The 21,423-nt window shown below is 64.5% G+C and carries 28 protein-coding genes and 1 pseudogene; all 29 read right to left on the reverse strand.

The annotated features are described in order from the left end of the window. Positions 1-18 precede the first annotated feature (18 nt). Positions 19-582, reverse strand: coding sequence for a phage baseplate assembly protein (locus tag LDL32_RS16265; RefSeq protein ID WP_233064618.1), 564 nt, complete (start codon positions 580-582; stop codon positions 19-21). After that, positions 579-1,943 carry a phage baseplate assembly protein gene (locus LDL32_RS16270; RefSeq protein ID WP_233064616.1) on the reverse strand — a complete coding sequence of 455 codons (1,365 nt, stop codon included), beginning with the start codon at positions 1,941-1,943 and terminating at the stop codon, positions 579-581. Before LDL32_RS16270 ends, LDL32_RS16265 begins: the two co-directional genes overlap by 4 nt. After that, positions 1,940-3,319: a DNA circularization N-terminal domain-containing protein gene (locus LDL32_RS16275; protein WP_233064613.1), complete on the reverse strand. Its 1,380-nt coding sequence runs from the start codon at positions 3,317-3,319 to the stop codon at positions 1,940-1,942. The genes LDL32_RS16270 and LDL32_RS16275 overlap by 4 nt, the downstream gene beginning before the upstream one ends. After that, positions 3,316-5,574: a phage tail tape measure protein gene (locus LDL32_RS16280; RefSeq protein WP_233064612.1), complete on the reverse strand. Its 2,259-nt coding sequence runs from the start codon at positions 5,572-5,574 to the stop codon at positions 3,316-3,318. Before LDL32_RS16280 ends, LDL32_RS16275 begins: the two co-directional genes overlap by 4 nt. Positions 5,575-5,738: 164 nt before the next feature. Further along, positions 5,739-6,152, reverse strand: coding sequence for a hypothetical protein (locus tag LDL32_RS16285; protein WP_233064610.1), 414 nt, complete (start codon positions 6,150-6,152; stop codon positions 5,739-5,741). After that, on the reverse strand, positions 6,152-6,511 hold the full coding sequence (locus LDL32_RS16290; protein WP_233064608.1) for a phage tail tube protein: 360 nt from the start codon (positions 6,509-6,511) through the stop codon (positions 6,152-6,154). Before LDL32_RS16290 ends, LDL32_RS16285 begins: the two co-directional genes overlap by 1 nt. 6 nt (positions 6,512-6,517) lie before the next feature. Further along, complete coding sequence (locus LDL32_RS18090; protein WP_233064607.1) at positions 6,518-8,002, reverse strand: phage tail sheath subtilisin-like domain-containing protein; 1,485 nt, start codon at positions 8,000-8,002, stop codon at positions 6,518-6,520. After that, on the reverse strand, positions 7,999-8,253 hold the full coding sequence (locus LDL32_RS16300; protein ID WP_233064606.1) for a hypothetical protein: 255 nt from the start codon (positions 8,251-8,253) through the stop codon (positions 7,999-8,001). The genes LDL32_RS18090 and LDL32_RS16300 overlap by 4 nt, the downstream gene beginning before the upstream one ends. Continuing rightward, complete coding sequence (locus LDL32_RS16305) at positions 8,250-8,867, reverse strand: hypothetical protein (protein WP_233064605.1); 618 nt, start codon at positions 8,865-8,867, stop codon at positions 8,250-8,252. Before LDL32_RS16305 ends, LDL32_RS16300 begins: the two co-directional genes overlap by 4 nt. Then, the gene (locus LDL32_RS16310; RefSeq protein ID WP_233064604.1) at positions 8,867-9,289 is read right to left on the reverse strand and encodes a gp436 family protein; all 423 of its coding nucleotides are present in this window, start codon (positions 9,287-9,289) and stop codon (positions 8,867-8,869) included. The genes LDL32_RS16305 and LDL32_RS16310 overlap by 1 nt, the downstream gene beginning before the upstream one ends. Continuing rightward, positions 9,289-9,588, reverse strand: a complete 300-nt coding sequence (locus LDL32_RS16315; RefSeq protein ID WP_233064603.1) for a hypothetical protein — start codon at positions 9,586-9,588, stop codon at positions 9,289-9,291. Before LDL32_RS16315 ends, LDL32_RS16310 begins: the two co-directional genes overlap by 1 nt. Positions 9,589-9,591: 3 nt before the next feature. After that, a complete protein-coding gene (locus LDL32_RS16320; RefSeq protein WP_233064602.1) occupies positions 9,592-10,542 on the reverse strand; it encodes a Mu-like prophage major head subunit gpT family protein in 951 nt (316 codons plus the stop codon). A gap of 9 nt (positions 10,543-10,551) precedes the next feature. Then, positions 10,552-11,007: a hypothetical protein gene (locus tag LDL32_RS16325; RefSeq protein WP_233064601.1), complete on the reverse strand. Its 456-nt coding sequence runs from the start codon at positions 11,005-11,007 to the stop codon at positions 10,552-10,554. After that, a complete protein-coding gene (locus tag LDL32_RS16330) occupies positions 10,994-11,998 on the reverse strand; it encodes a phage protease (protein ID WP_233064599.1) in 1,005 nt (334 codons plus the stop codon). The genes LDL32_RS16325 and LDL32_RS16330 overlap by 14 nt, the downstream gene beginning before the upstream one ends. A gap of 207 nt (positions 11,999-12,205) precedes the next feature. After that, positions 12,206-12,715 (reverse strand): phage virion morphogenesis protein, encoded by a 510-nt coding sequence (locus LDL32_RS16335; RefSeq protein ID WP_233064597.1) that lies wholly within the window; start codon positions 12,713-12,715, stop codon positions 12,206-12,208. 136 nt (positions 12,716-12,851) lie between these two features. Next, entirely contained in the window at positions 12,852-14,144 is a 1,293-nt protein-coding gene (locus LDL32_RS16340) for a phage minor head protein (RefSeq protein WP_233064596.1), read from the reverse strand. After that, positions 14,137-15,837, reverse strand: a complete 1,701-nt coding sequence (locus LDL32_RS16345; protein WP_233064595.1) for a DUF935 domain-containing protein — start codon at positions 15,835-15,837, stop codon at positions 14,137-14,139. Before LDL32_RS16345 ends, LDL32_RS16340 begins: the two co-directional genes overlap by 8 nt. Further along, positions 15,837-16,082, reverse strand: a complete 246-nt coding sequence (locus LDL32_RS16350) for an acyl carrier protein (protein ID WP_233064594.1) — start codon at positions 16,080-16,082, stop codon at positions 15,837-15,839. The genes LDL32_RS16345 and LDL32_RS16350 overlap by 1 nt, the downstream gene beginning before the upstream one ends. Then, a complete protein-coding gene (locus LDL32_RS16355) occupies positions 16,079-16,432 on the reverse strand; it encodes a hypothetical protein (protein WP_233064593.1) in 354 nt (117 codons plus the stop codon). The genes LDL32_RS16350 and LDL32_RS16355 overlap by 4 nt, the downstream gene beginning before the upstream one ends. Beyond that, positions 16,429-16,659: a hypothetical protein gene (locus LDL32_RS16360; RefSeq protein ID WP_233064592.1), complete on the reverse strand. Its 231-nt coding sequence runs from the start codon at positions 16,657-16,659 to the stop codon at positions 16,429-16,431. The genes LDL32_RS16355 and LDL32_RS16360 overlap by 4 nt, the downstream gene beginning before the upstream one ends. After that, positions 16,656-18,230, reverse strand: a complete 1,575-nt coding sequence (locus LDL32_RS16365; protein WP_233064591.1) for a hypothetical protein — start codon at positions 18,228-18,230, stop codon at positions 16,656-16,658. Before LDL32_RS16365 ends, LDL32_RS16360 begins: the two co-directional genes overlap by 4 nt. After that, entirely contained in the window at positions 18,227-18,802 is a 576-nt protein-coding gene (locus LDL32_RS16370) for a phage protein Gp27 family protein (RefSeq protein WP_233064590.1), read from the reverse strand. Before LDL32_RS16370 ends, LDL32_RS16365 begins: the two co-directional genes overlap by 4 nt. Before the next feature lie 3 nt (positions 18,803-18,805). Then, positions 18,806-19,111: a hypothetical protein gene (locus LDL32_RS16375; protein WP_233064588.1), complete on the reverse strand. Its 306-nt coding sequence runs from the start codon at positions 19,109-19,111 to the stop codon at positions 18,806-18,808. A 2-nt stretch (positions 19,112-19,113) separates the two neighbouring features. After that, positions 19,114-19,389 carry a hypothetical protein gene (locus LDL32_RS16380; RefSeq protein WP_233068521.1) on the reverse strand — a complete coding sequence of 92 codons (276 nt, stop codon included), beginning with the start codon at positions 19,387-19,389 and terminating at the stop codon, positions 19,114-19,116. Between the two features lie 9 nt (positions 19,390-19,398). Continuing rightward, on the reverse strand, positions 19,399-19,773 hold the full coding sequence (locus LDL32_RS16385; RefSeq protein WP_233068522.1) for a hypothetical protein: 375 nt from the start codon (positions 19,771-19,773) through the stop codon (positions 19,399-19,401). A gap of 74 nt (positions 19,774-19,847) precedes the next feature. Next, positions 19,848-20,450 carry a glycosyl hydrolase 108 family protein gene (locus LDL32_RS16390; RefSeq protein WP_233068524.1) on the reverse strand — a complete coding sequence of 201 codons (603 nt, stop codon included), beginning with the start codon at positions 20,448-20,450 and terminating at the stop codon, positions 19,848-19,850. Positions 20,451-20,507: 57 nt separating this feature from the next. After that, complete coding sequence (locus tag LDL32_RS16395; RefSeq protein WP_233068526.1) at positions 20,508-20,894, reverse strand: hypothetical protein; 387 nt, start codon at positions 20,892-20,894, stop codon at positions 20,508-20,510. Further along, complete coding sequence (locus LDL32_RS16400) at positions 20,891-21,091, reverse strand: hypothetical protein (RefSeq protein ID WP_233068528.1); 201 nt, start codon at positions 21,089-21,091, stop codon at positions 20,891-20,893. Before LDL32_RS16400 ends, LDL32_RS16395 begins: the two co-directional genes overlap by 4 nt. 200 nt (positions 21,092-21,291) lie before the next feature. Further along, a pseudogene (locus LDL32_RS16405) lies at positions 21,292-21,423 on the reverse strand (ClpX C4-type zinc finger protein); the annotation flags it as partial.

Consider the following 21,423-nt stretch of genomic DNA (forward strand, 5'->3'; position numbering starts at 1 on the left):
CCCGTCACTGGAACCCGGTCATTGGGGTTTGCCGGTCGTGCCCGGCGCATCCGTCACCGGATGGTCATGGTTGGTCAGGCTGATGCTACCCGCCTTCACATCGCCCCGGGCTGCAATGTCGCCCGTGGCGGTGATCCCGCCCTTGACCGCCAGCGGCACATTCAGCGTGGCCTGCCTGGCCGTCAGGTCAAGGATCGGGCTGCCGCCTATTGTCACCAGCATTTCCGATGTGCAGTCAAGGCGGACAATCCTGCCATTCTGGATATAGATACGCTGGCCACAGGCGTCATACAGCACGCTGTCGCCTTCACCCAGCTTGCCAAACCGCGCCCTGGACGGATTGGCGGGCGGCAGCGCCATCAGGTCGGCATGGTCGCCACCTACCGCCACAACCGGGGCCACGGCACCATCCAGAGGGGCGTGGGATGCGAAGCCGAAAGGCTGGTGTACCGGCACGCGTGAGCGCACGCGCCCGTAATGGGGCTGGACCGTCAGCATCTGCTCGCCCCCCGTGTCGTCAATGGATCGCACCACGGCACGGACAAACAGGCCACGCACGGCCATGAACAGCCGGTCGATCATCGCGCCATCCCGTCACGGGCCACGATGCGCCCGGCACGCCGCGCGCCATTATGGCCGTGATCCATGTCGCCCGTCAGGTCATAGGCGTCGCGTTCCACCACGGATATGCGGGTCACCTCGCCATCGGGCGCGTCCACATAGGTCACGGCCCCGATCAGCATGTCGCGGTCAATGCCCGCATACAGGTCACGGACATACACCAGGGCGTTGGGCAGCCACATATCCCCCGTTTCACCCCGGTATCCCGGCACGGTATAGACCCGTGCCGTGGCCTGTGCCTTTGTCGAGCGCATGCGCCAGTCGGCCTGGTCCTGCAATCCCCATGGGCTGCCATCCGTGCGCGGCTTCGTGCGCTGGCGTCTCGACCGCCGGGTGCCCGCATGATACGCGGCCGGTGCTGGTCCAGGGTCTGCGGTCAGACCGCTGGCGGCGCTGTCCAGCGGCGGGTTCGTCGTGGCCTGCGTGGAAACTGACCCACCACTCTGGGTGGCGGACAGCCAGACACGGGGCCTGTAGCGCCCGACGCCCGGGTCAACACTGTGCCCATACCGCACGATGGCAGCGGCTTCCGTCTCCGTGGCGCTGGGTGCGCTGGGGGCATCTTCCGGCGTTTCCGAAAGCGGCTCCGCGTCCATGCTCAGGGTGGCATTAGCGGGTCGTAAGAGGCTTCTGAACTGCCCCTTGACCCACACATCCGAATACCGGCCGCGTGCGGATACCCGTGATTCCATGCGGTACACGTTGCCCGGCAATGTCAGCTTCCCCGGCGCGCGCGTGCTGCCCGCCTGCGTCAGGACAATCCCGCCCACGCCATCAGACGTGACCAGAACCCCGCGCTGGCGCGACAGCTTTTCGATGCTGGACATGGCGGGTTCGGCCGGATCGACCGCGACCAGGGTAAATGGATCACCCGTATCCACGTCGGCCGACACTGCCAGCCCGAACGGGCCGGTAAGGTTTCCGATGACATCCACAAGATGAACGGCACGATATTCTCCCGGTCCTGTCGGGTTGGCGGAACAGTCCACCAGATCGCCGGTCCTGTCCCGGCCGGAAATGGTGGCGCGGATTTCGCCGTCCGCCATTTCAAGCTGAATGTCATCCACATGCCCCAGCAGGCGGGTGACGCCATGGATGCGGATTTCCACCGGGTCGTTCTCGCGGATCATGGCCCATTCCGGCAGGTCGCCACCCAGCGCCTGATTGGCCCGCACCACGTCCAGGTATTCGACATGGAACGCCCCGCAGATGTCCGCCAGATCACGCCCGCATTCCGCCATGGTGTAGGTCTTCAGGGTGCGGCCATTCACGATCACGGTCATGCCGCGCGCGGTGACCGTGGCGCTGGTGGTGCCGCTCATGACGATGTTTCCAGAACGTCCACGCTGCCGGGGCCTGCCAGCGCGGGGTGGGTCAGGCCATTGCGGCTGACCAGATCATCCCACACGGCCGCCACGTTCGCGGGTGTGTCCCCCGCCACGGCATAGGCCACCAGCCAGGCACTGATCTGGCGTGGCACCGGCACCGCGACCGCCCTGGGCAAGCGTCCCAGGCGTGACGAAATATCCGCCACCACAGCCGCGCGGGCATCGCGGATCGCGCCCGACATGGCCGCTGTCGGGACTTCCGCCCCGGCAAGGATCACATTGGTCAGGTCGCTGGCCAGCGCATCCAGCGCCGCCGTCATGGCGTCACGGGACGCAATGGCGTCCGACTGGCTGACATGGGTAATGGCCGACTGCGCCGCCATGGCCTGCGCCACGGTCCCGGCACGCGCCACCAGCCCGATCACCAGTACATCAGCCGGGGCAAGCGATTTGACAGACAGCGCCTGTGCCTGCGCGCCGATCTGCGTGGCACCATCCAGCAGCAGCGTCGTCGCCTGCGCCGGGTCCACGGTGGTCTGGCTGCCGTCCGCCACCTGCGTCGCGGGCGCAATGGCGGATGTCGTGCCGGTCGATACCACGCCCGCGATGGCGGCCGGGACATTGACCAGCAGGTCCGTCACCCCGTCGGCATAGGTGGTGTCCGTGTTGCTTGCCGGTGCCACGATGCCGGTCTGCAACGCCGCCAGCGATGCCTGTGTGGCGGACTGGACGGGTTCCGGGGCCGATGCCGTGGCGGCACTCCACACATTGCCTGCCACCGTGACCGTGCTGCTGACGGCACTCGCCAGGGCAAGCGGGATCACGGCAGGCGACAGCAGGCCGCGCATGGCCAGAACGCCCTGGTCAACCAGCGCATCGCCACATTCCAGTACATTGGTCAGGGTGTCGGTGATGTTCGAGAACAGGCCGCTGGACACCGATGCGGGCGGCTTGCGGACAAACGTGGCCTCGAAGCGGGCCAGACGGATTTCATTGTCCGAAAACTCGATCTGCCCGGCCTGCAACAGGTAGCACCGCAGCGCACCCCACCACGGATGCACCAGCGTTGCCGGTCCCTTGGCCAGCAGGGCTGCACGCATCCGGTCGGCGCGCAGGACGTAATCATCGCCCACCAGAATGCCGCGCACCTGTATCGGGCCGTCGAACTGCCCGAAATCCTGCACGCGGAAATCGTCGCGGCCGGGGAAATACATCTGCATGACCCGACGCCCCGCAGCCTCGCGGGAATTGGGCATGTAGAAATTGACGCCGCGCCAGCTTGCCACCGACAGGATGGATGACAGCGGCGATGCCGCAAGCCCACCTGTCAGGCCAAGCTGGCTGCCAAGGAATCCCGCTCCGATGCTCATGGCTGCGCCACCATCCTTCCGCGATCCGGCGTGATGCGCACGGCTCCGCGCGGTCCCGCCGTCTGGCGCGCCTTCAGGGCGGGGTCATGCGTGATATGGACCACGGCCGCGCCGCCATCCTGCGCGGGACGTGCAGGCGGGGCCGCCGGAATCGCGGGCGCGGGTTGTACGCCACGGCCCATCAGCGATTCCACATGCCGCCCCACCCACGAATTGCTGAATGCCTGATCCAGGGCAGCGAACTGCGCCCTGACGTACTGGAACATGGCGACAAGCGGGACACTGAATATCCGCGCCAGCCCCGTGACGATGTTGTGCAGCTTGGTACCGATCCCGCCGCCCCAGCTATCCAGCCATGTGGTGAAGTCGTTGAACACCATCTTCGCCACGTTCCATGTGCCTTTCAGTGCCCCGGTGATCCCGCTGCCGCCCGCATCAAAAGCATGGGAAATCCGCGTCAGGTTGCGCGAGACATACAGCGCCGCCGCCACGACACCGACCGTCAGCGCCGCAAGACCGGCCACCACGCCCAGCGTTGCCAGACTGACGCCGCCCAGCAACGCCCCGACAGGTGCAAGAACAGCCCGGAACAGGGCAAATCCAGCCTTTAACGGCCCCGCCACAGCACCAACCGCGCCCATTGCAGTCGCCAGAGCCAGCATTGCGCCTACAGTGCCGATGATGGCCGTAGTGGCCCCCGGCACATGCTGGTCCAGCCAGTCGAAGCGGGTAGTCAGCCCATGCAGTCCGATAGTGGCAGCCTTCAGGATTGGCACGAACCCATGCCCGATGCGGCGCTCAAGCTGGGACAGGGCCTCCTCAAATGCCTGCAATACGATCTTGGTGGACTCAAGGCCCGTGGTGAAATCCTCATCCACCATGGCGGGATCGGCACCGCCCACCTTTTTCCGGATGGCGAAATAGCCCTGCTGGCCATCAAGGTGATGCAGCAGGGCATTTACGAAGCCACGATCCTGTTCGTTGTTGAACAGCGTTCCTACAGCCCGCAGGTCATTTCCGCCGCGCGTAATCCGGTTGACCTGCTGAAGGACCGCCATCATCGGGTCCACACCGCTGGCGCGGGCGTTTTTGAGCACTCCAAACAGGTCAACACCATATTGCCGGAACCGCTTGGCTGTATGACTGGACGTGATGGTTTGCAGGAAGGCGCGCATATCAGTTACGGCCTCGCCTTCCGTGCCGGTGTTCTTGCGCATGACCGCCAGCGCGGCTGCCATGTCGTTCAGGCCATCACGCCCGTGCACGCCCAGCGCGCCCGCCTGGGCCGCAACCTGCGGGAACAGCGGGGCCAGCTTCTCGAATGGCAGGTCAGCCGACTTCCCGGCTAGCGCCATGGCCGACAGCGCGCCGGGCATCTCTGCGGCAGAAATGCCCAGGTTCTCCTGCATGGCGAATGTGGTTTTCGCCACGCCATCCGGTGCTGCGTTGTAGGCCGTGCCAATACGCGCCACGGTCGGCATGACCGCCCTGATCTGGTCAAGCGTGTAGCCTTCGCGCGAGAAATACCCCGCCGCTGCGGCAAGGTCTGTCCCGCGCTGTCCGGTGTCACGCGCCAGCCGGTCGATGTCGCGGCCGAACGTCGCGGCAAACCGGGTATTGTCCGCGCCATGCAGGTTCAGCCCGATCCCGATATGGGTCAGGTCGTTGTCATATTCCGCCGCCGCCCTGACCGGCATCACGATCCCGAAGCCGGTAGCGGCCGCCCCGAAGGCACTTCCGACACCTTCCTGAATGGACTGCCCGAACCCGCGCACCGCGCCACCGACGTTGCGCGCGTATCCCAGACCACCACTGCCCAGCGCCGACGCCGCCGTCCGGATGCGCCCCAGCGCGGATACGCTGCGCTCGGCGGCTTCCTCAGCTTCGGTGCCGATGCGGTTCATGCCGCCTGCCGCCTCGGCCGCAGCGCCCCTGGTTGCCCCCAGCACATCATCCAGCCCGGTCACGGCAGCGGTCGCGGCCTCGATGCCTGCGGCGGCTTCGCCAATGGTGCCGACAGCTTCCGCCGCTTCCGCACCGACCGCGCCGGTCTCGGACAGGACTTCGTTCAGCCCGGTCACACCCTCGGTCGCGCGGGCGACGGGCTGCTGCATTTCATCGAATGGATTGGCCGCGCGGGCCAGTTCCTTCAGTGATCCATTGACCTCTGAAAGGATCGTGCGCAGCGCCTCAAGCGGCTCTGAACCGACCGTAAAATCGAGACGGAAGGCCGCCGTCATGTTGTTACCGGACAACGGGGCCTCCCTGTCAGTCCATCAGGTCATCTGCTGCTCGATTGCCGCGCGCCGCCGTTCGGCCAGTTGCCCCAGGGCTGCGGACCAGAAGCGGATGCGGTGCAGCGGCATGTCCAGCAGTTCAGCTTCGGAAAAGCTGGTCTCGTGGGCGAGCGCGGCCAGGATTACCGGCCAGTCTTCGCCCCACTCTTCAAAAAAGTGCTGGCGACCTGCGACAGGGTAAGGAAGTCCTCCCCATCCATTTCGCCCAGCAGGGCATCGGCCTTCGGGCCGGTCATGCCTGCGGATGCTTCCAGCATGGCGAGGATGCGGTTGCCTTCGCCCTCGGCATTCAGCATCTCGGTGATGCCGCGCCCCTTCAGCCGGTTAAGCACGATGGTGCTCACCAGATCGGTCTGCACCGTGCCATTGACGCTGGACTTCTGTTCCACCGGATACAGCAACGTCACCTTGACCGACCCATCAGCCTGATATTCCGCACCTTCGGGCAGTTTGGGCCGGTCGGGACGCACAACCGGCGCGCTGGTGGCCGGAGTGGTTGCGGGGGTAGTGGCGCCGTTCACGACGGGAGCGTTCATTACAGCAGTTCCTTGCAGGTGTTCATGTTGAAGGTCAGCGGCATATTGCCGCCGCTATCGGCCAGTTCCGGCGCGTCCATGATGTAGGCGTCGGGGAAAACCCACTGCTGGCCGGTATCAGCCATGACCTGAAGCTCCCCTTCATCGCCCGGCTGGAAGGCTGCAAGGCTCGCGCCACGCGGCAGCACGGGCGTGCAGCGGAACTGCCCGACCTGATACTGCTGGTAGCGAAAGCCGGTGCCGCCCGCTTCCTCGGTCTTGTTCTGGTTTCCGGGCAGGCGCAGCGACGCCCCCGGCTTGATCTCGATCTTCTGGCCCTTCCACCAGGCCCTGAAGATACCAACGGTTGAACCTGCCATGTGCCCTTACGCCTGTAGCTGGATGGAATTGGCCATGACGATCAGCGATCCCATCACACGGATGGGCAGGGCCGCGTCACAGCGGTTACGGTCGGTCGGGTTGATGGTGAACGCCGCCTGCTGCGCCAGCGCGTCGGTGTCCGTAAGCCAGCCCTCGACCGTCTCATACAGTTCGGACTGCGCGGCCCAGCTTCCCTTCAGCGCGCCCGGCGTCACCACGCCTGTTGCGATCCCGACCATGCGCGACGCATCATCGGCCAGCTTGGCGCGGGGATAGGTCGCGCTGATATAAGTGTTCCACTCATAGCGCACGCGGCTGACGGTCTTGGGCACCATGATGTTGCGCCATGCCGTGGTGGGATTTTCTTCCGCGTCGGTCTGGTTGTTCGTCACCATGCGCTCGATGCGCACGGTGCCGTCCTGGTCAACGGTGAAGGTGGACAGGCCCGATTGCAGCAGCACGTTGCGCATCGCATCCGTGAACAGGTCGGCATCATCTGGGGCCAGACCAGTCAGGCCGGTCAGTTCCAGCGCGCGCAGCTGCCGCGACGGGTCATTGTTCAGCGCCTGTGCCGCGATGGCACCGGCAATGCCCGCCATGATCCACGGTGCCCAGCGCGGGTTCTGTGCCGGAACACAGGTCATGAACCGGCTGTTTAGCGTCTCCGCCAGCGCCAGCGCCTGCCCGTAGGTGCCCCGGTAGCCGTAATAGACATGCGTGTCTTTCTTGACCATCGCGCCATACCGGCGTTCGGCTTCCGTCGCCAGCGCGGTCAGGTTGGCCGCGTCATTCAGGCAGGACACGATATCGGTGAACCAGACGTTGGACACCAGCGCGAGTGCTGCCGACAGGTCCACCGTGCCCGCGCCGCCGGTCATGGCCGTAACGGCCACGCTCATGCCCGGCACCAGGTCGGCCGTAAGCGAACTCATGCGCACGTCGATGTCGTTCACGAAGCTGCCGGTTTCCGCACTGGTCAGCGTCAGCACGCCCAGGGCCACCGTGGCGTTAAGGCCGGTCTGTACCGACACGTCAGCGGTGAATGCGGCAGCGGCAGCAGCGGCCATGTCGGTCGCGGCCATGCCGCTGGTCACCACGAACGGCACCCGCACGCCATTGGCTTCAATCGCCGCCGTGCCGTTGGCCGTGGCCGGGCCGGTGAATGTCAGGGTAGCGGCCCCGGCGGTGCCCCCGGTCGGGGCATCCACCATTACCATGTCCACCGCAACATACGGGGCGGCTGCAACCACGGCGGCCACGGTGGCCGCCAGCGCGGATGCAGGGCCCGCCAGGGCAGCCGCCTGCGCGGGCGAGATATTCTGGTAGCGCACCAGCGACGTGCCCGTGCCGCCGCCCCGCTGGCCCAGCACCAGCAGGCGCAGCGGCATGTCGGTCACATCGTTACCGCTGGGGACGGTCGTGACCTCGCCATAGCTGCCCGGAACGGCCCAGCCTGCGGGGATTTCACTGAAGGAGATGGTCTCGCTCACTTCGTGGCACTCCCGCTGGCGGCCTGTGTCGTGGCCGGGGTTGCGGCGGTGGTCGCCTTTGCCGGGGTGGCGGATGCGGCGGCAGCCTGCGCGGGCACGTCACCTGCCGTCAGGTCACCATTGCGCAGCAGCGCGGCCCAGAACGGATCTCGTTCGTTCACGTTAAAGCCCGTATCGGGCAGCCTGCGCGTCCTGTTTCCGGCCGGGATTTTCACCACCCGGCCGGGCGTCACATGCACCAGCGTGGTCATGCGGTTTCTCCTGTTTGGGGTGGGGGCGCGACCAGCGTGTCGCCCTCGGCGTCCTGCCACGTCTCACGCAGGCCCTTGAAGTCATCAAGCTGCTGAGCCAACGCCGAACCATCGAACGACACGTTGGGAACGGTCACTTCCAGCGATATCAGGCCAACATCATCCGCAAGCCAGTCCGCTGTGGGCGGCAGCGCGACCAGGCGAACCATGGGGGTGCCCAGTTCACCTGGCAGCGGGCGTGAATGCAGGAAGGCAGCCGCCGCTCCGGCAGCACCCATCGCCCCCATGCCGCGCAGACTTCCGGGAACACCGACATATAGCCGACCGGGGTCCGTGTGCTGGACGGCGATGAACACGGCAAAAACCAGATCGCCCCGGAATGTTGCGCCACAATCGCCATGCGGCTTCCATGCATTCCATGCCAGCCCGATGGCAGGCTTTGTGGTCAGGAGCCTTTCCCACGTTGCGCGCTTGGCATTGGGCGGCACGATTATGTGCCGGAAAATGTCTGGCGGGAACGCTTCATGCAGGCGCTGGCGCAGCGCCATGAATGCCTCCACGATCGGTCCGCCATGCAGCAGCAGGCGCGGATACTGGTTTTCAGGCAGTTCCATCAGTACAGCTTTCCGGGATAGAAGCTTGGGGCACGCATCTGGATGCGCGAAAAGGTCTCGGTCGTGTTGGCCGGGATCGCGCCATCCAGCGTGGCGTGCTCGTTATTGATGTCCTTCAGCCACGCAATCGCGTCCTTGTAATCGGCACGCATCTGGTCACTGGGATTGCTGTTGCCGCCCGAATGCAGAAGGTAGCGGGCAACCGCGCAGCAATACTGGGTCAGCACCGGCGGCGGATTGGCCACCGGCACCAGGTAACGGCGGCGCAGGTAGCTGTCCATCCGGCTTGATGCCTGATCCAGTGCCGCCTGCACCTTGCCCTGGTCAATCGTGTCCAGTGGCGTGTCCAGGTCGGTGGTGGCGGCGATCAGTTCGGCGTTGCCATACTTCGTCAGCATGTCAGCCAGGGCGGCGTAAGCCATCAGCCGACCCCGATCACTTCCAGCGCGGGTTCACCCGCCATGGCGCGAAGCTGGCCATCGTCCAGTTCGCCCGGCGCGTAGACATGCAGCGGGGGGTGGTTGATGCCGCCGCGTCGCAGGCCGGGGTCACGGCACACCACAATGACGTGACCGGGGGCAACTTCCAGCGGGCCATCCTTTTGAAGAATGAAAGTGCTGCGGGTAAAAGCAGCGCGGGCATCCGCCCTGTCCTTCAGCGCAAGGGTGGTATCGGCACCGCCCTGGTCGGGTTCTTCCGGTTTTTCAGACTTGCGGGTCATTCATCAGCCTCCATTGCTCTGGGACAGGCGCGGGCAGACCATCAGCTTCGCGTCGTTCTTGTAGGGGTTGGACGTGGAGGCCGCTGCCGTGGACCCGGAAATCAGCGTCGGCACAAAATCCGCGTTCAGCAGGTATTTCCCCTGCGTTTCCAGGTTGGACGGCACCAGCAGGTGCGTGGGCACCAGGCCGTAGGGCGCGCCGTCCTTCCGGCGCAGGCTGGCGAACGACGCCTTGACCGCAGCCCAGGTATCCACGTTCAGCGGACGGGTGGAGCGGATGGCGAGCTGCCACAGCCCAAGCCCGGCATTGCACCGCCCGTCCACGCCCCACATGAAGCGGTTCTTGACGAACACGACACCATCCTGAAGCGACGTCTTCGCGGTGATCACGAAGGGGCGGCGCGTCTGGAAAATCATCGGCTTGAGCGGGCGGTCGCATACCAGCGCATACCACGCCGGTCCCGCGCTCTCGCCCTGCTGCGGCGTGTGCAGGTTGGAATAGGACGTGAGCTTCCCGCCCTCGTCATAGTTCCGGTGTTCGGGATCGAAGTAATACTGGTTGTCCCAGCCCTTTTTCGTGGTTCCCGCCTGGAAGGTGTCGAACACCAGTTCATCGGGCAGCGTCGCGGCGTTGTAGCCAAGCTGCTGGATGGCGGGGGTCAGCACATGGAACTGATCGTCCTCAAGGTCTTCGCGCCGGACGGAGAAGGTCTCCTCGAACGTGCGGTTGCGGATTTCAAAGCCGTTGGCTTCGAGTTCATGCACCACACGGTCGCCCACCCATTCCCGGATGCCGGGGATTTCCGCCATGCGGGGATAGACGTTCGAGCCAGCCGACGATGGCACGATGATGGAGAATTCCTGATACATGGGCGGGGCCACGGTCAGAAACTTGTTGAAGGCGGTATTCACGCGCGCGGTCAGCGCGTTCATGTTGCCGATATTGATTTCCATGGGTCTGCCTTACGGGATCAGGACATAGGGGGTGCCGTCGGCCTCAAGGCCCGCCAGCGTGCCAACCTGGAGCCGGTTGACGGGGGCCGCTTCGGTTCCGGCATTTTCGGTCAGGGTCACGGTCTCATCATCGACCGCGTAGACAGGCGCGTTCACGTTCGCCCATGTCGGGGCCACGTCGAACGGCAGCGCCCAGCAGCCTTTCCTGATCCACACGTCGGGCGCGGTATCAATGTCAGGCACCAGTCCTGCCGCGCCGGTATTGTCGTACTGCGCGGTGGCCATGCCGACGATGGCCACCAGTGGCGATGGCGTGTTGGCGCTGCCAGCGGGCACGACCGTGCCATCGGCGCACACGGCGGTGATGGAATTGCGGAACAGGCGGAAGCCCGCCGCCACCATGTGCGGAAACTCCGGCCCCGGCGCGATCTTGCGTTCGGGGATGACGCGATCAGCGGCGAGCATTGGACGCCTCCCACTTCTTCACTTCGTCTTCCGTGACGCCGAGGTCTGCGTCCATGGCGGTGATTTCAGCGGCATTTCCGCCAGCACTGGGCACCGTGCGCGTATGCAGGTTCAGTCCGCTGGTCGGCACATCCTGCAAGCCGGTGATGATGCGCTCGGCCGCCTGCGGGCTGGTCGTGTGCAGCGTGATCAGATCGGCCTTCGTCTCGGCGGAAATGACCTTGGTGCGCGCGGCCTGCTCAATGGCGTGGGTGGACGCCGCCAGCGCACCAGCCGCCTTCAGTTCCGCGATCTGGCCGGTCAGCGCCTCGATCTGCTGCCGGGAATGGGTGCTGACATCGGACAGTTTCGCGCGCAGGCCCGTTACCAGGGCTTCGGGGGAAACGCTGGCGTCCAGTCCCGCCAGCGGGGCAAGCTGGGAGTGCATGCTCATGCACCCCTTCATTTCCTTCAGATGCGCAATGACCTGTTCCTTCGTCGTCGTGGCCGGAAGGCCAAGCGCCTTCAGGACATCTTCAAGCGGCAGCATGGCCGGTTCCTTCTGCGTGGTGTGGAGGGTGTTGATTTTCAGGTTGGGCGCATTGGTCAGGGACGCGCGCGCAATCCGGGTCACGACGCCGCCGGGGGTGGCAAAGGCGGGGGAAATCCCGCGATAGGCGTGGTCGGCAACCATGGCGCGGCCGGATTTGGTCCAGTCCACGCGCCCCCAGATGCCATCCGCACGCGCCTGTAGTTCGATGATCCAGCCCACTGCGGGGGCCGGACCGCCGGATATCAGGGCACGGTCGGTGGCATGGTTTTCGTCGATGGGCAGCTTGCCGCCCTCGGCTTCCATGGAATGGGTGATCAGCGCCGCAGCATCTTCCACCCGGTACGGGCCGCGCCCGTCCACGCCGGAGAACGCACCGACCGGCAGCAGGTGGACCCAGTCCGGCACCTTGCCATTATCTGTCGTCGGCAGTGCGGTGTGGTAATGGAGCGTCGTGTTCATTGCCCGCAGCATGACGGGCTTTCGAACGGGCCGTCACGGACGCCAAGTCGCCCCTATGGCGGGGCAAATGGGGCGATGCGGATTTTTCGCCCTACAGGCGCGTGCGACGATGATGGACGCTCAATCGGACGCGGGACACGCAAAAACGCATCCTACCCCCTCTTAAACCCTCTTACGGGTCTCTTAAAACCAAAAGGCCGATGCGCACTAGCGCCCGCGCATCGCAATGGACAGGAATTCGTCCAGCCGGTCGATGATGACGGCCTCGTCGCCCACGCCCAGACCAAGGTAGGGGCGCGCGGGTATATGCACGTTATCGACGTGGAACAGTTCGCCGCCCATGACGAAGGATAGCTGCAAGGCGCTCCGGGGCTGGATGATGCCACCAAACTGGTGGATGGCACCGTAAATCAGGTTCGTTCCGACCAGTAGGGCATTCCCCTCGACTTCGGGATGGATGCTGTCCCGCAGGTCGCCACTCTCGATCAGGATGTGGTCAGTCTTCTTGTCCAGCTCATAGAGCGGATTAAGCGCCGCGTAACTCTCCCATCGAATGCCATCGGGATCGACACCCTGTTCCATCCGCCGCACGGTTCTGTCGCGCAATTCGCCCCCGATGGCGTCCAGCACGGCCTGCGGGCGCGTGCCGATGGCGGCAATGGCGTCCAGCGCAGACTGGATGGGATCGGTGTTACCGGAGATGGAAATGAACGCCATGGTGGAAATCTTCCTTCAACGCAGCTATATTCAGTCTGCGGCGCGCAGGGACACGGTGTAATTCAGCCTGCCGTAGGGCGGCCTTTCGGGGTCGTACCGCTTGTGGGGTTTGTGGCTGGCCCCATGCTGCGCGCCGTTACTTCTCCTCCACATCCTCGATCCGGCCATGCAGGATATCCAGCTTGAGCAGCGCCTTGTGCGCGGCTTCGGGGTTGGTGCGGTGGAAGGACATCACGTAATTTTCGCTGCCATCCAGCGTGGTCTTGATTGCCGCGCGATACAGCCTGCCCATCCAGTGGAACAGCAGGATGCGCCGGTCGGCCTGGCGCGCCACGACGGTCGGGTTGGCCAGCACTTCGGGCAGAGCAAGGTAATCCTGTGCTGTCAGGTCCGGGTGATGGCTGCGCTGCTTCTCCACCGTCTCGCCAGACAGCAGCACGCCATCTTCCCTGCCACCCAGTTCCAGGCGCACATGATCGGGCAGCGTTCCGGCTTCCACGCTGCCGACCGGTTTGTGCAGCAGCTGTACCACGGCATCCTGCTGCGCCTTCTGGCGCTTCGGAACATCGGGCACGGGTTCGGGTGCAACAGGTTTGGGTGCTGGCGCAACGCCCGGCAGTTCGGGCACCACGACAGGTGCAACGGGGCGCGCCGGGACAGGACGCGCCGGTCCCGCATCCTGCGCGGGCGGCAGCATGGGGCGCAGCTTTGGCGTGGGTTCGGTCACCACCCGCGCGCCTTCGTTCATCAGCCACGCCTTGCCGGGGTTGTAGGCAAAGCCGGGGTCGATGCCGACGGGGACATGCAGGATTTCGCCCGTGTGCGGGTTGCGCCATGGGCGCGTCTCGATCACCGGACTGTCAGATACTTCCCACCCGTTGCGGTCCAGCATGCGCTGCGACACCACTTCCACCGTGCAGTGGCAGCGCCAGCCATTGGGCGGGTAATGGGTGTTCCAGAACGGGTCATCAGCACGCAGGATCATGCCATCCCACGCCACATGCTGCGGGCGCGGATGCTGGCAGGTGTGGTGCCGGTAGCGCCAGTAGGGATATAGCGCCAGTGATTCCGGCGTGGTCATGCGCCGGTAGCGCCCCGCCGCATAGGCCGTGGTGACGTTGGTGTCGTAGATGATGGACGCGCGCCAGCCCGGCGTGCCGGTATGCTCCCAGCCATACCGCTTTACGATGGGATCGAATTCCTTGAGGAACTCGCGCCGCGTGCCGCCCGCCTCCATCGTGCGGATCACGGCATTCTGGAAATCCTGCGCGATGGCTTTTGACGTGGCCCCAGCCACAGCGAACGACACGTCATGCGCCTCATGCCACAAATCGGTCCAGGTCGCAGCGGGCACGGGCACCTTCTGGCGCAGGAAGGCCAGCGCATCACGGGGCGGCAGCTTGGCGGCGCTGACGGCCGTGTCAGCCATTGGCCGCCATTTCGTCCAGCACCATAGCCTCACCAGCCAGTTCCGACACCATCAGCGCCACCTGCATGGCCTGCTGGAACTGGTCATGGGGCAGGTCCATCCCCGCCAGCGTCTTTTCCAGCCCGGCCATGGTGCCCGCCTTTTCCACCTCGGCCCGCACCGCGTCCGTCATCTGCGCAAGGCCCGCTTCCGCATCGCGCGCCAGGCGCTGGGTCATGAGGTTGATGATATGCGTGCCATCGGCGCGCACATGTCGGCTCAACAGCTTTCCCAGCCGGGTATGCAGGGTGATTTCCTGCTGGTCCGCCGCCTGCGGGCTGGCGGGCGTGGGGTTGGGGTCACGCGGGGGCATGACCTGCGCGGGCCTGTCCTGGGCAGGCAGGACGTGCGCGGGCTGCACCGGCTGCGCCTGGGCAACCATGCCGAACACGCTGTCGCCTTCCTGCGGGGCTTCCATGCCCATCCGGTCATAGAAAGGCTGCGCCGGGAACTTCAGGCCCTGCGGCCCCGCAAACTGCACGACCTTGATCAGGGTATCGAGCGGCACCTCGTCCGGCCTGCCGATGCGCAGTTTTGGGTATTCGTCCTGCGGGCCAAAGCTGAAGGCCACCATGCGCGCCACGATCTGCTGGCTTATGGTGGCCGATAGCAGGCTGGCGTCGGCGCGCTCAATGTCTTCCTGCACCTCGCGGTGGATCGCGCCGGATGCGTGGGCACCCTGCTTGCTGTCCGTCGTGCCGGTCTGCCCCAGCACGGCCTTGCTGATCTCGCTGTTCAGGAACTCCGCGCGCAGCATGTGCAGTTCATGGCCGCCCGATGATTTCGGTTCCACCAGTTCGAAATCCATACCCTTGGGCATCATCGCCGCCAACGCGCCGCCAAAGTCGGTCAGCGCCTGGAACATCACGTTGCGGTCTTCTTCGGATGCATCGGGTCCATACCGGCCGATCCGGGCGGGCAGGCCGTAATTCTGCACGAACACGCCCCAGTCGCGCATGGTAAACATCTTGGCCAGCAGTGCCCAGCACACCGCCCGCGTCAGCCCCGCGCGCAGGGTCAGGCCCGACCATGACGGATGGCGGTGGATCACGAACGCATTCGGGTCCAGCGCGGTATAGCCTTCCTGAAGGATGCCGCCAGGTGCTGATGGCGGGGCCGTGCAGCCGGGATCGTCGCGCAGCATGATTGTCTCGCCATCCTGATAGGACACTTCAAAGAACCGGGGCGGACGGAAGGCCAGTTCCTCGGGGTAATAGTTCCCGGCCTCGGCATGCCAGACGATTTCATGGACCGACCAGCCCTTGCCCACCGCGTCCATCATGTCGAACAGGGATTTTTCCAGCACGCCACGGTCCAGCCAGGCGCTGACGAAATCCGCATGCTTCTTGTGCGCATCATCATCGCTGGCCGGGGTTACGGTAATCGGCAACTGTGCAATGGTGCGCTTGCGGGTGTTCAGCACGCCCAGGTAATGCAGATCACGCCGCTCAAGCTCTTCCGCGCATTCCAGCCACGCCAGGCTGTCGCCCGTATCGGCGGCGTTCAGCAGGGCCGCAAGGGTCGCAGGCGTCAGGCCGCCAATGGGCGTGGTGATGATGGCGGGGCGCTGCCCCAGCATCGTCGGCCCGGAAACCTGCCGTGTCAGGTCCGATGTGCGGACCGGCTTCCCATACTGGTCAAGTAGCTGCGCCATTACCGGCACTCCCCATAGATCACGGCATTACGGCAGGCGTCGATTACGTCGCCTACTGTCCGCCAGTCCCCTTCACCTTCCACGAAAGCGCCGGTGGCGTTCTGGCACGCCACCACGATTTCCAGACGGTCCAGCATGTCCAGGCCAAGCCCGTCGTCCAGCAGCACATGCCGCAGCACGGTCTGGCGCGGGCGCATGGCAACCGCCGCCACGATGCGCCGCACCTTGCGTGATGTGCGGCTCATGGCCCGACAGGGGCCGTGCGTGCCTTTGCGAGACATGCCCGGTCCTCATCACGCATGCCCAGCCAGTTACGGACAACATCATGCGTGACCGGCATGTCGGGATGCGCCTTCAGTTCGGCTTCAAGAGCCTTCTCATCACCCGCTGAGTAGGCTTTCAGAGGGATGCAGACCGGGCGCATCGCAGGGTGCGCGCAGCCCGCCAGAGCCAGAACAGCCAGGGCAGAAATCGTAATGGCCAGTATTGCCGCGCCAAGGCGCGGATCACGAGGCGGGCGAGGCTTCTGGAGGCGTGCCAGATCATTGAGCACCAGGTCCGACAGTCTGGGGTAATGGGGCTGGGGATCGGTCATGCCGTCCCCGCATCCAGCCGGGCGTCCAGCGCCCTGTCGGTGGTGGGCGCGTCCGCACCGGCCTGCGCCATGGCGGCCACAACGGTGGTCGTATCCTGCGCGGTGGCGACGGCGCTGCTTTCGTCCGTGCCTTTCTGGGCTTTCTTCGCGTCATTGCGGATCAGCAGGAAGCTGATGAAGGCGATGATGGCAATCACGCCTGCCGCAATCCATGGGGCGTAGGTCATAGCTGCACGCTTCCTCTCAAACCAAAATTGGCCATGCGGATACCGCCGCGATCTGCCGCGATCTCGTCCTCAATGGGCCAGCGGTCGGGGTCAGAAGACAGGCCGCCTGGCGCAAAAGGGGACGGGACGGCGCGGTAGCCGTATTCCTCGGGTTCGGCGCGGCTGGCGGCATAGGCCAGCGCACCGGCCACGGCGGCGTCGCCATGGCGCTTGCTGCCATCCTTGCTGGTCGCACGCTGGTCAGGCACGCGGATCACGCCGCGCACCACCTTCAGGGCGCGGATGTCATCATGGATTTCCCGATCAGCCGGAACGGTAATGCGCGCGTCCTCGAACGCCGCCTTGAAGGCGGGCATGTTGTCGCGGTACCAGCCCTCGGACATCTTCACGGCCTCAATCCGGCTGCCGTATCGCTGGACCGTCACTTCGCCCAGCCACTGTCCATTGCCGGTCGCGTCCATCTTGCCCGCGCGCAGGCGCGGCAGGCGGTCAAGGATGAACCACAGGATCTGTTTCTGCTGCTCGAACGGCACGTTGCGCAGTTCCACGATGAAGGGCGTGCGGCGCAGCAGGGAACGTTCCACCGCCATGGGCCAGATCACCGTCAGGTCACCAGAACGGGCGAAATCCTCGCCAAAGACATGCGGCGTCTTCGGGTCCAGTGCAGCCAGCAGGGGCAGCAGTTCGCTTTCGCAGAACCGCTGGGTTTCACTGGCGCGCACCGCATCGGGGGCAAGGGCAAATTCCGCCTTGCACGACCAGCGGACCACGGGGATGTTCTCCACCGTCCGCGCCTCGATCAGCGCAAGCGGGATGGCGCTGCCGGTGCTGGGTGACGGGATGCAGAACAGTTCTTCCTCGGCGTCATCGCCGTAATACTGGACAATCTCCTGCCGCCACGCCGCCTCTTTCTCCGCGCTCCATTCCTCCCCGGATTTCTGGCATATCTTGCGATACAGGCCGTCGCGCAGGGCGTCATCGAACGTAATGCGCAGCAGGCGGTAAGGATTGCGGCCAGCACGGATGCCCTGGACCAGCGTGTTGAACGGGTTGGTATCGCCGTCATGCGTGCTGATGATCAGCACCTTGCCGCCCCACATCAGCAGCGCCAGGGCGGCCTTCAGCAGTTCGTCCAGGTCATCATGGAAGGCTGCTTCATCAATAATGACCAGCCCCTGCATGCCACGCAGGGCGCGCGGCACGGATGGCAGGGCCAGTATCTTGCTGCCCGATCCCATATCCATGCGGAAAACCTTGATGTCCTTTTCAGGGTTTCCCGGATCACGGAAGAACGATTCATTGACCGAATTGGCGACGACCTGAAGCATCGTCGCGTGCTCCGCGCAGTAATCAATGAACTCGCGGGCCATTTCCAGATTATAGCCCATGTAGAACACATCCATGCCGCCAGCGGCAGGGTCCATGCCCGCCACAAGGTCGGCAATGAACGACGCAGCCCACGACAGGCCGGTGCGGCGGGACTTTTCCACCACCACCACGCGGTTGTTCATGACCGCCTCCATGGTGGCGGACTGGTATTGCAGGAAGATCGGGCTGGTGGTTGCGGTCATTTCTTTACCCCGAATGCACCATCCAGCATCGCGGCCACGCTTTCGGCGGACAGGCCCTGGCGTCTGGCGTTGGCAGTGACGGTCTGTTCCACCTGCCTGCGCAGGCGCGCTTCGTGCTGTTCCTCGATTTTCGCCACGAATTCCGTGTCCGTCTTGCTGGCCTTGGCCAGGTGGTCCAGCGTCTTGGCAAGGAACATCAGCCCTTCGGGATCACCATTCAGGGCTTCGGCACCCTTCTTGCTGGCGGTCCCGTCCGGGCTTTCCGCTGCCAAAAACAGGTTGAGCATGACGCCATGCAGCATCTCGACATTGGCCCGCATGTGGCGCGATACGTTTGCGTCGCCCATCTGGCGCGCAAGGGCTTCGGCCACCATGCGCGACTGGCGCGCCTTGGCACCCAGCTTATCCAGCTTCTGGCAATGGCGGCCCATGGCGGACCGGCTGAAATCCTTGCCGTAGCCTTCACGCAGAAGGGCAAGGATTTCGTCGATCGTCATGCCGTGCGCGCGGGCCTTCGCGATTTCCTCGCGGATTTCCTCGTCTTCGCGCTCGATGGATGAAGGACGCGCCATGGGTCAGAACATCAGGTTGCGGGCGACACCATGCAGGCGCTGCACGCCAGATGCCACGCGCGCGCCCTTGTCGGTCATGTTCACCACCCACAGGTCGCCATGCATGCGGGGCAGCTTCTCGATGGCGACGCAGCCCTGATGCTGAAGGAATGTCAGGTCGGCACGCAGGGTGTCGATGTCGATGGACTGGCCGCTTGCGGCAATCATGCGCACAAGCACGTCCTCGTTCAGGCGGCGGTCCTGCATTTCCTCAAGGGATTTCAGGATGCGCAGGCGGCGGTCTTCAATCAGGGCTTCGGCGGCGCTCATGGTTATTTCCTGCTGGCGGACTCAATGGTTCCGCGAATGATGGTGCGGAGCAATTCCGCGTTGTGTTTCCCGTCCTGGCTGATTTCCAGCAGTTGGGCGGATACCGTGGTCATGGTGGCCTTGAGCGTGCCGACATCCTGCGCCAGCGCCTCGTGGCGGATGGCAAGGTTGCGGTGGCGTGACATGACCAGGACAAAGCCAAGGGTGATGATGACCCCGACCAGCATCAGGACGATCAGCACAGCGGGCGTTACGCCTGGCGCGGCCGGGGTCATCATCTGCACGGATCAGGCCGCAGCGGTGGGGGCTACGGTGGTGGCCTGTGCCGGGGTGTCCTGCGGCACCAGAATGCCGGACAGGTCGGCCACGGCGGCCTTGACGTGCGTGGTCACGACATCGAGGTCAGGGACCGTGACGCCAAGGCCGCGCAGCAGGCTGACGGTGCCCTTGATGGCTTCCTGCGCCACCGGGTTCGCGTCTTCCCACTTGGTGAACGCGGCCTGAAGGTGGTCAACGCCACCATCCACCTTGGTCACGGCGGACTTGACCGCCGTAACGGCGGCAGCGTTGTAGGTAGCCAGCTTGTTGCCAGCCGCCGCACTGCCGATATTGCCCAGGACCGAAAACAGGCCCGGCAGGATCGCACTCCATTTGATGGACATGGATTTTCCCGAAATTGGCGCTGCGTCCTCGCCGGAATGAAAACGGCCATGCGCGCCCGCATGACCGTATCGGATCATGCGGCGGCGGTGCGCGCGGCTTTTTGCGCCAGCGCATTGGCCAGCGCCTCGCGACCGATGGTGCGGTCCAGCCATGCTTCGCCACACACGTTGAACAGGCGGCAGTTCCGGTAATACGCGGCCTGCATGTCGGTCAGCGTGCCGATCATGCGCGGGCCAGCGGGGCCAGCCATGGCATCCAGCACAGCGGACAGGGTGCGCGGGCCGATATCGCCATCCACATCCGCGCCTTTCAGCCCGGCGGCGGCCTGCAACTGGCGCGCGGCCACGCGGATGCCTGCATTGAAGCCAAAGTCGAACACCATGGCGTCCAGACCTGCGGGCAGCAGGTCGCAGTTCAGCGGACGCCAGTAAAAGGCGCGGGCAATGGCGCGGAAGGTCGGCACGTCAATGGACTGCATGACCTTGGCCGTGATGTTCCCCGGCTTTGCGCCCGTCCAGCGCAGCATGGTGGGCGCTGAAATGCCCCGCATGGTGCCGACAAGGAACCCGTGCCCTACCGCGCCGCCGGTCCAGTTACCGCCGTCGTCCCTGCGACATTGGTACAGACCCTCTTCGCCAAGGGTAAATTCTGTGATTGTGAGGAAGTTGGTCTGCATGCCGCCACGTTACGCGCGACAGGCAGGGGGCATCACGTTCGACTAGACGGACACACCCTAAAGCAGGGGAATCTGCGCCGGGTCATTGCGCCAGTTCTGGCGGGGCGGCGGCGGAATATAGGGGCCGCGGCTCAACACCTTGCTGACCCATGACCGGTCCGCACCCGCGCGGTTGGCAATATCATCAACACACAGGCCCATCATCCGATACATCTGGATGCGCCACGCGCGGCAGATCGGTATTTTTATGTATTCGCCGCCAAAATGGTTGGCCAGGCAGCGGGCGATATCGTCACCATATGTCATGGCAAGGTCGGAGCCTTCCCATTTCCGGGGCACCCACAGACGCCGCCCGCATGCGCTTTCAACAAAAGACAGCGCCATGTCTTCCCCGACATCGGCAACAATCCAGTCAATCTGTGCGGGTGGGCGAATATTGGTCATGTCACCTCTTTACCATCATGCTTTGCCAGAAGGGCGACAATATCCAGCATTATCGTGCTTTCACTTGCCGCGACCATCTGGTCCTGAATGCGCGCCGCGTCCTCGCCACTGGTGGCGTGCCGCCCGGCAATTACGGACTGACGGACAACGGAGCGGATTTTGTCGCGCAGGGCGTTCAGATCATCATCAGTAATCATTAAGCGAAATCGTCCCTTTTATAAACAGGCATCCAGTATTGTCTGTAAACGAAAAAACCGCCCCAGATAGGGGCGGCTTCATGTAATGCGTGCGTGGATTGCTATGTTCGTCTCGGCCTCAAGCATCGTCCGATCCGGTTGCGCCACCGGATGACAGTGGTAGCGATCCGCCGTGACAGGCTTTCTATGCTTCTATCGTCCAATATATCCGTGCAAAGGTGAATGCATTCATCGCAGATATATACCTTCGGCCCAGCGATTATCATCTTCACCTCATGCTGCGATTTTCCACAGAACGAACAGTATACCGTCGGTTTTTCTGTCTTGCTCAT

Origin of the sequence: Komagataeibacter sp. FNDCF1 (assembly GCF_021295335.1) — a bacterium.
GTDB lineage: Bacteria > Pseudomonadota > Alphaproteobacteria > Acetobacterales > Acetobacteraceae > Komagataeibacter.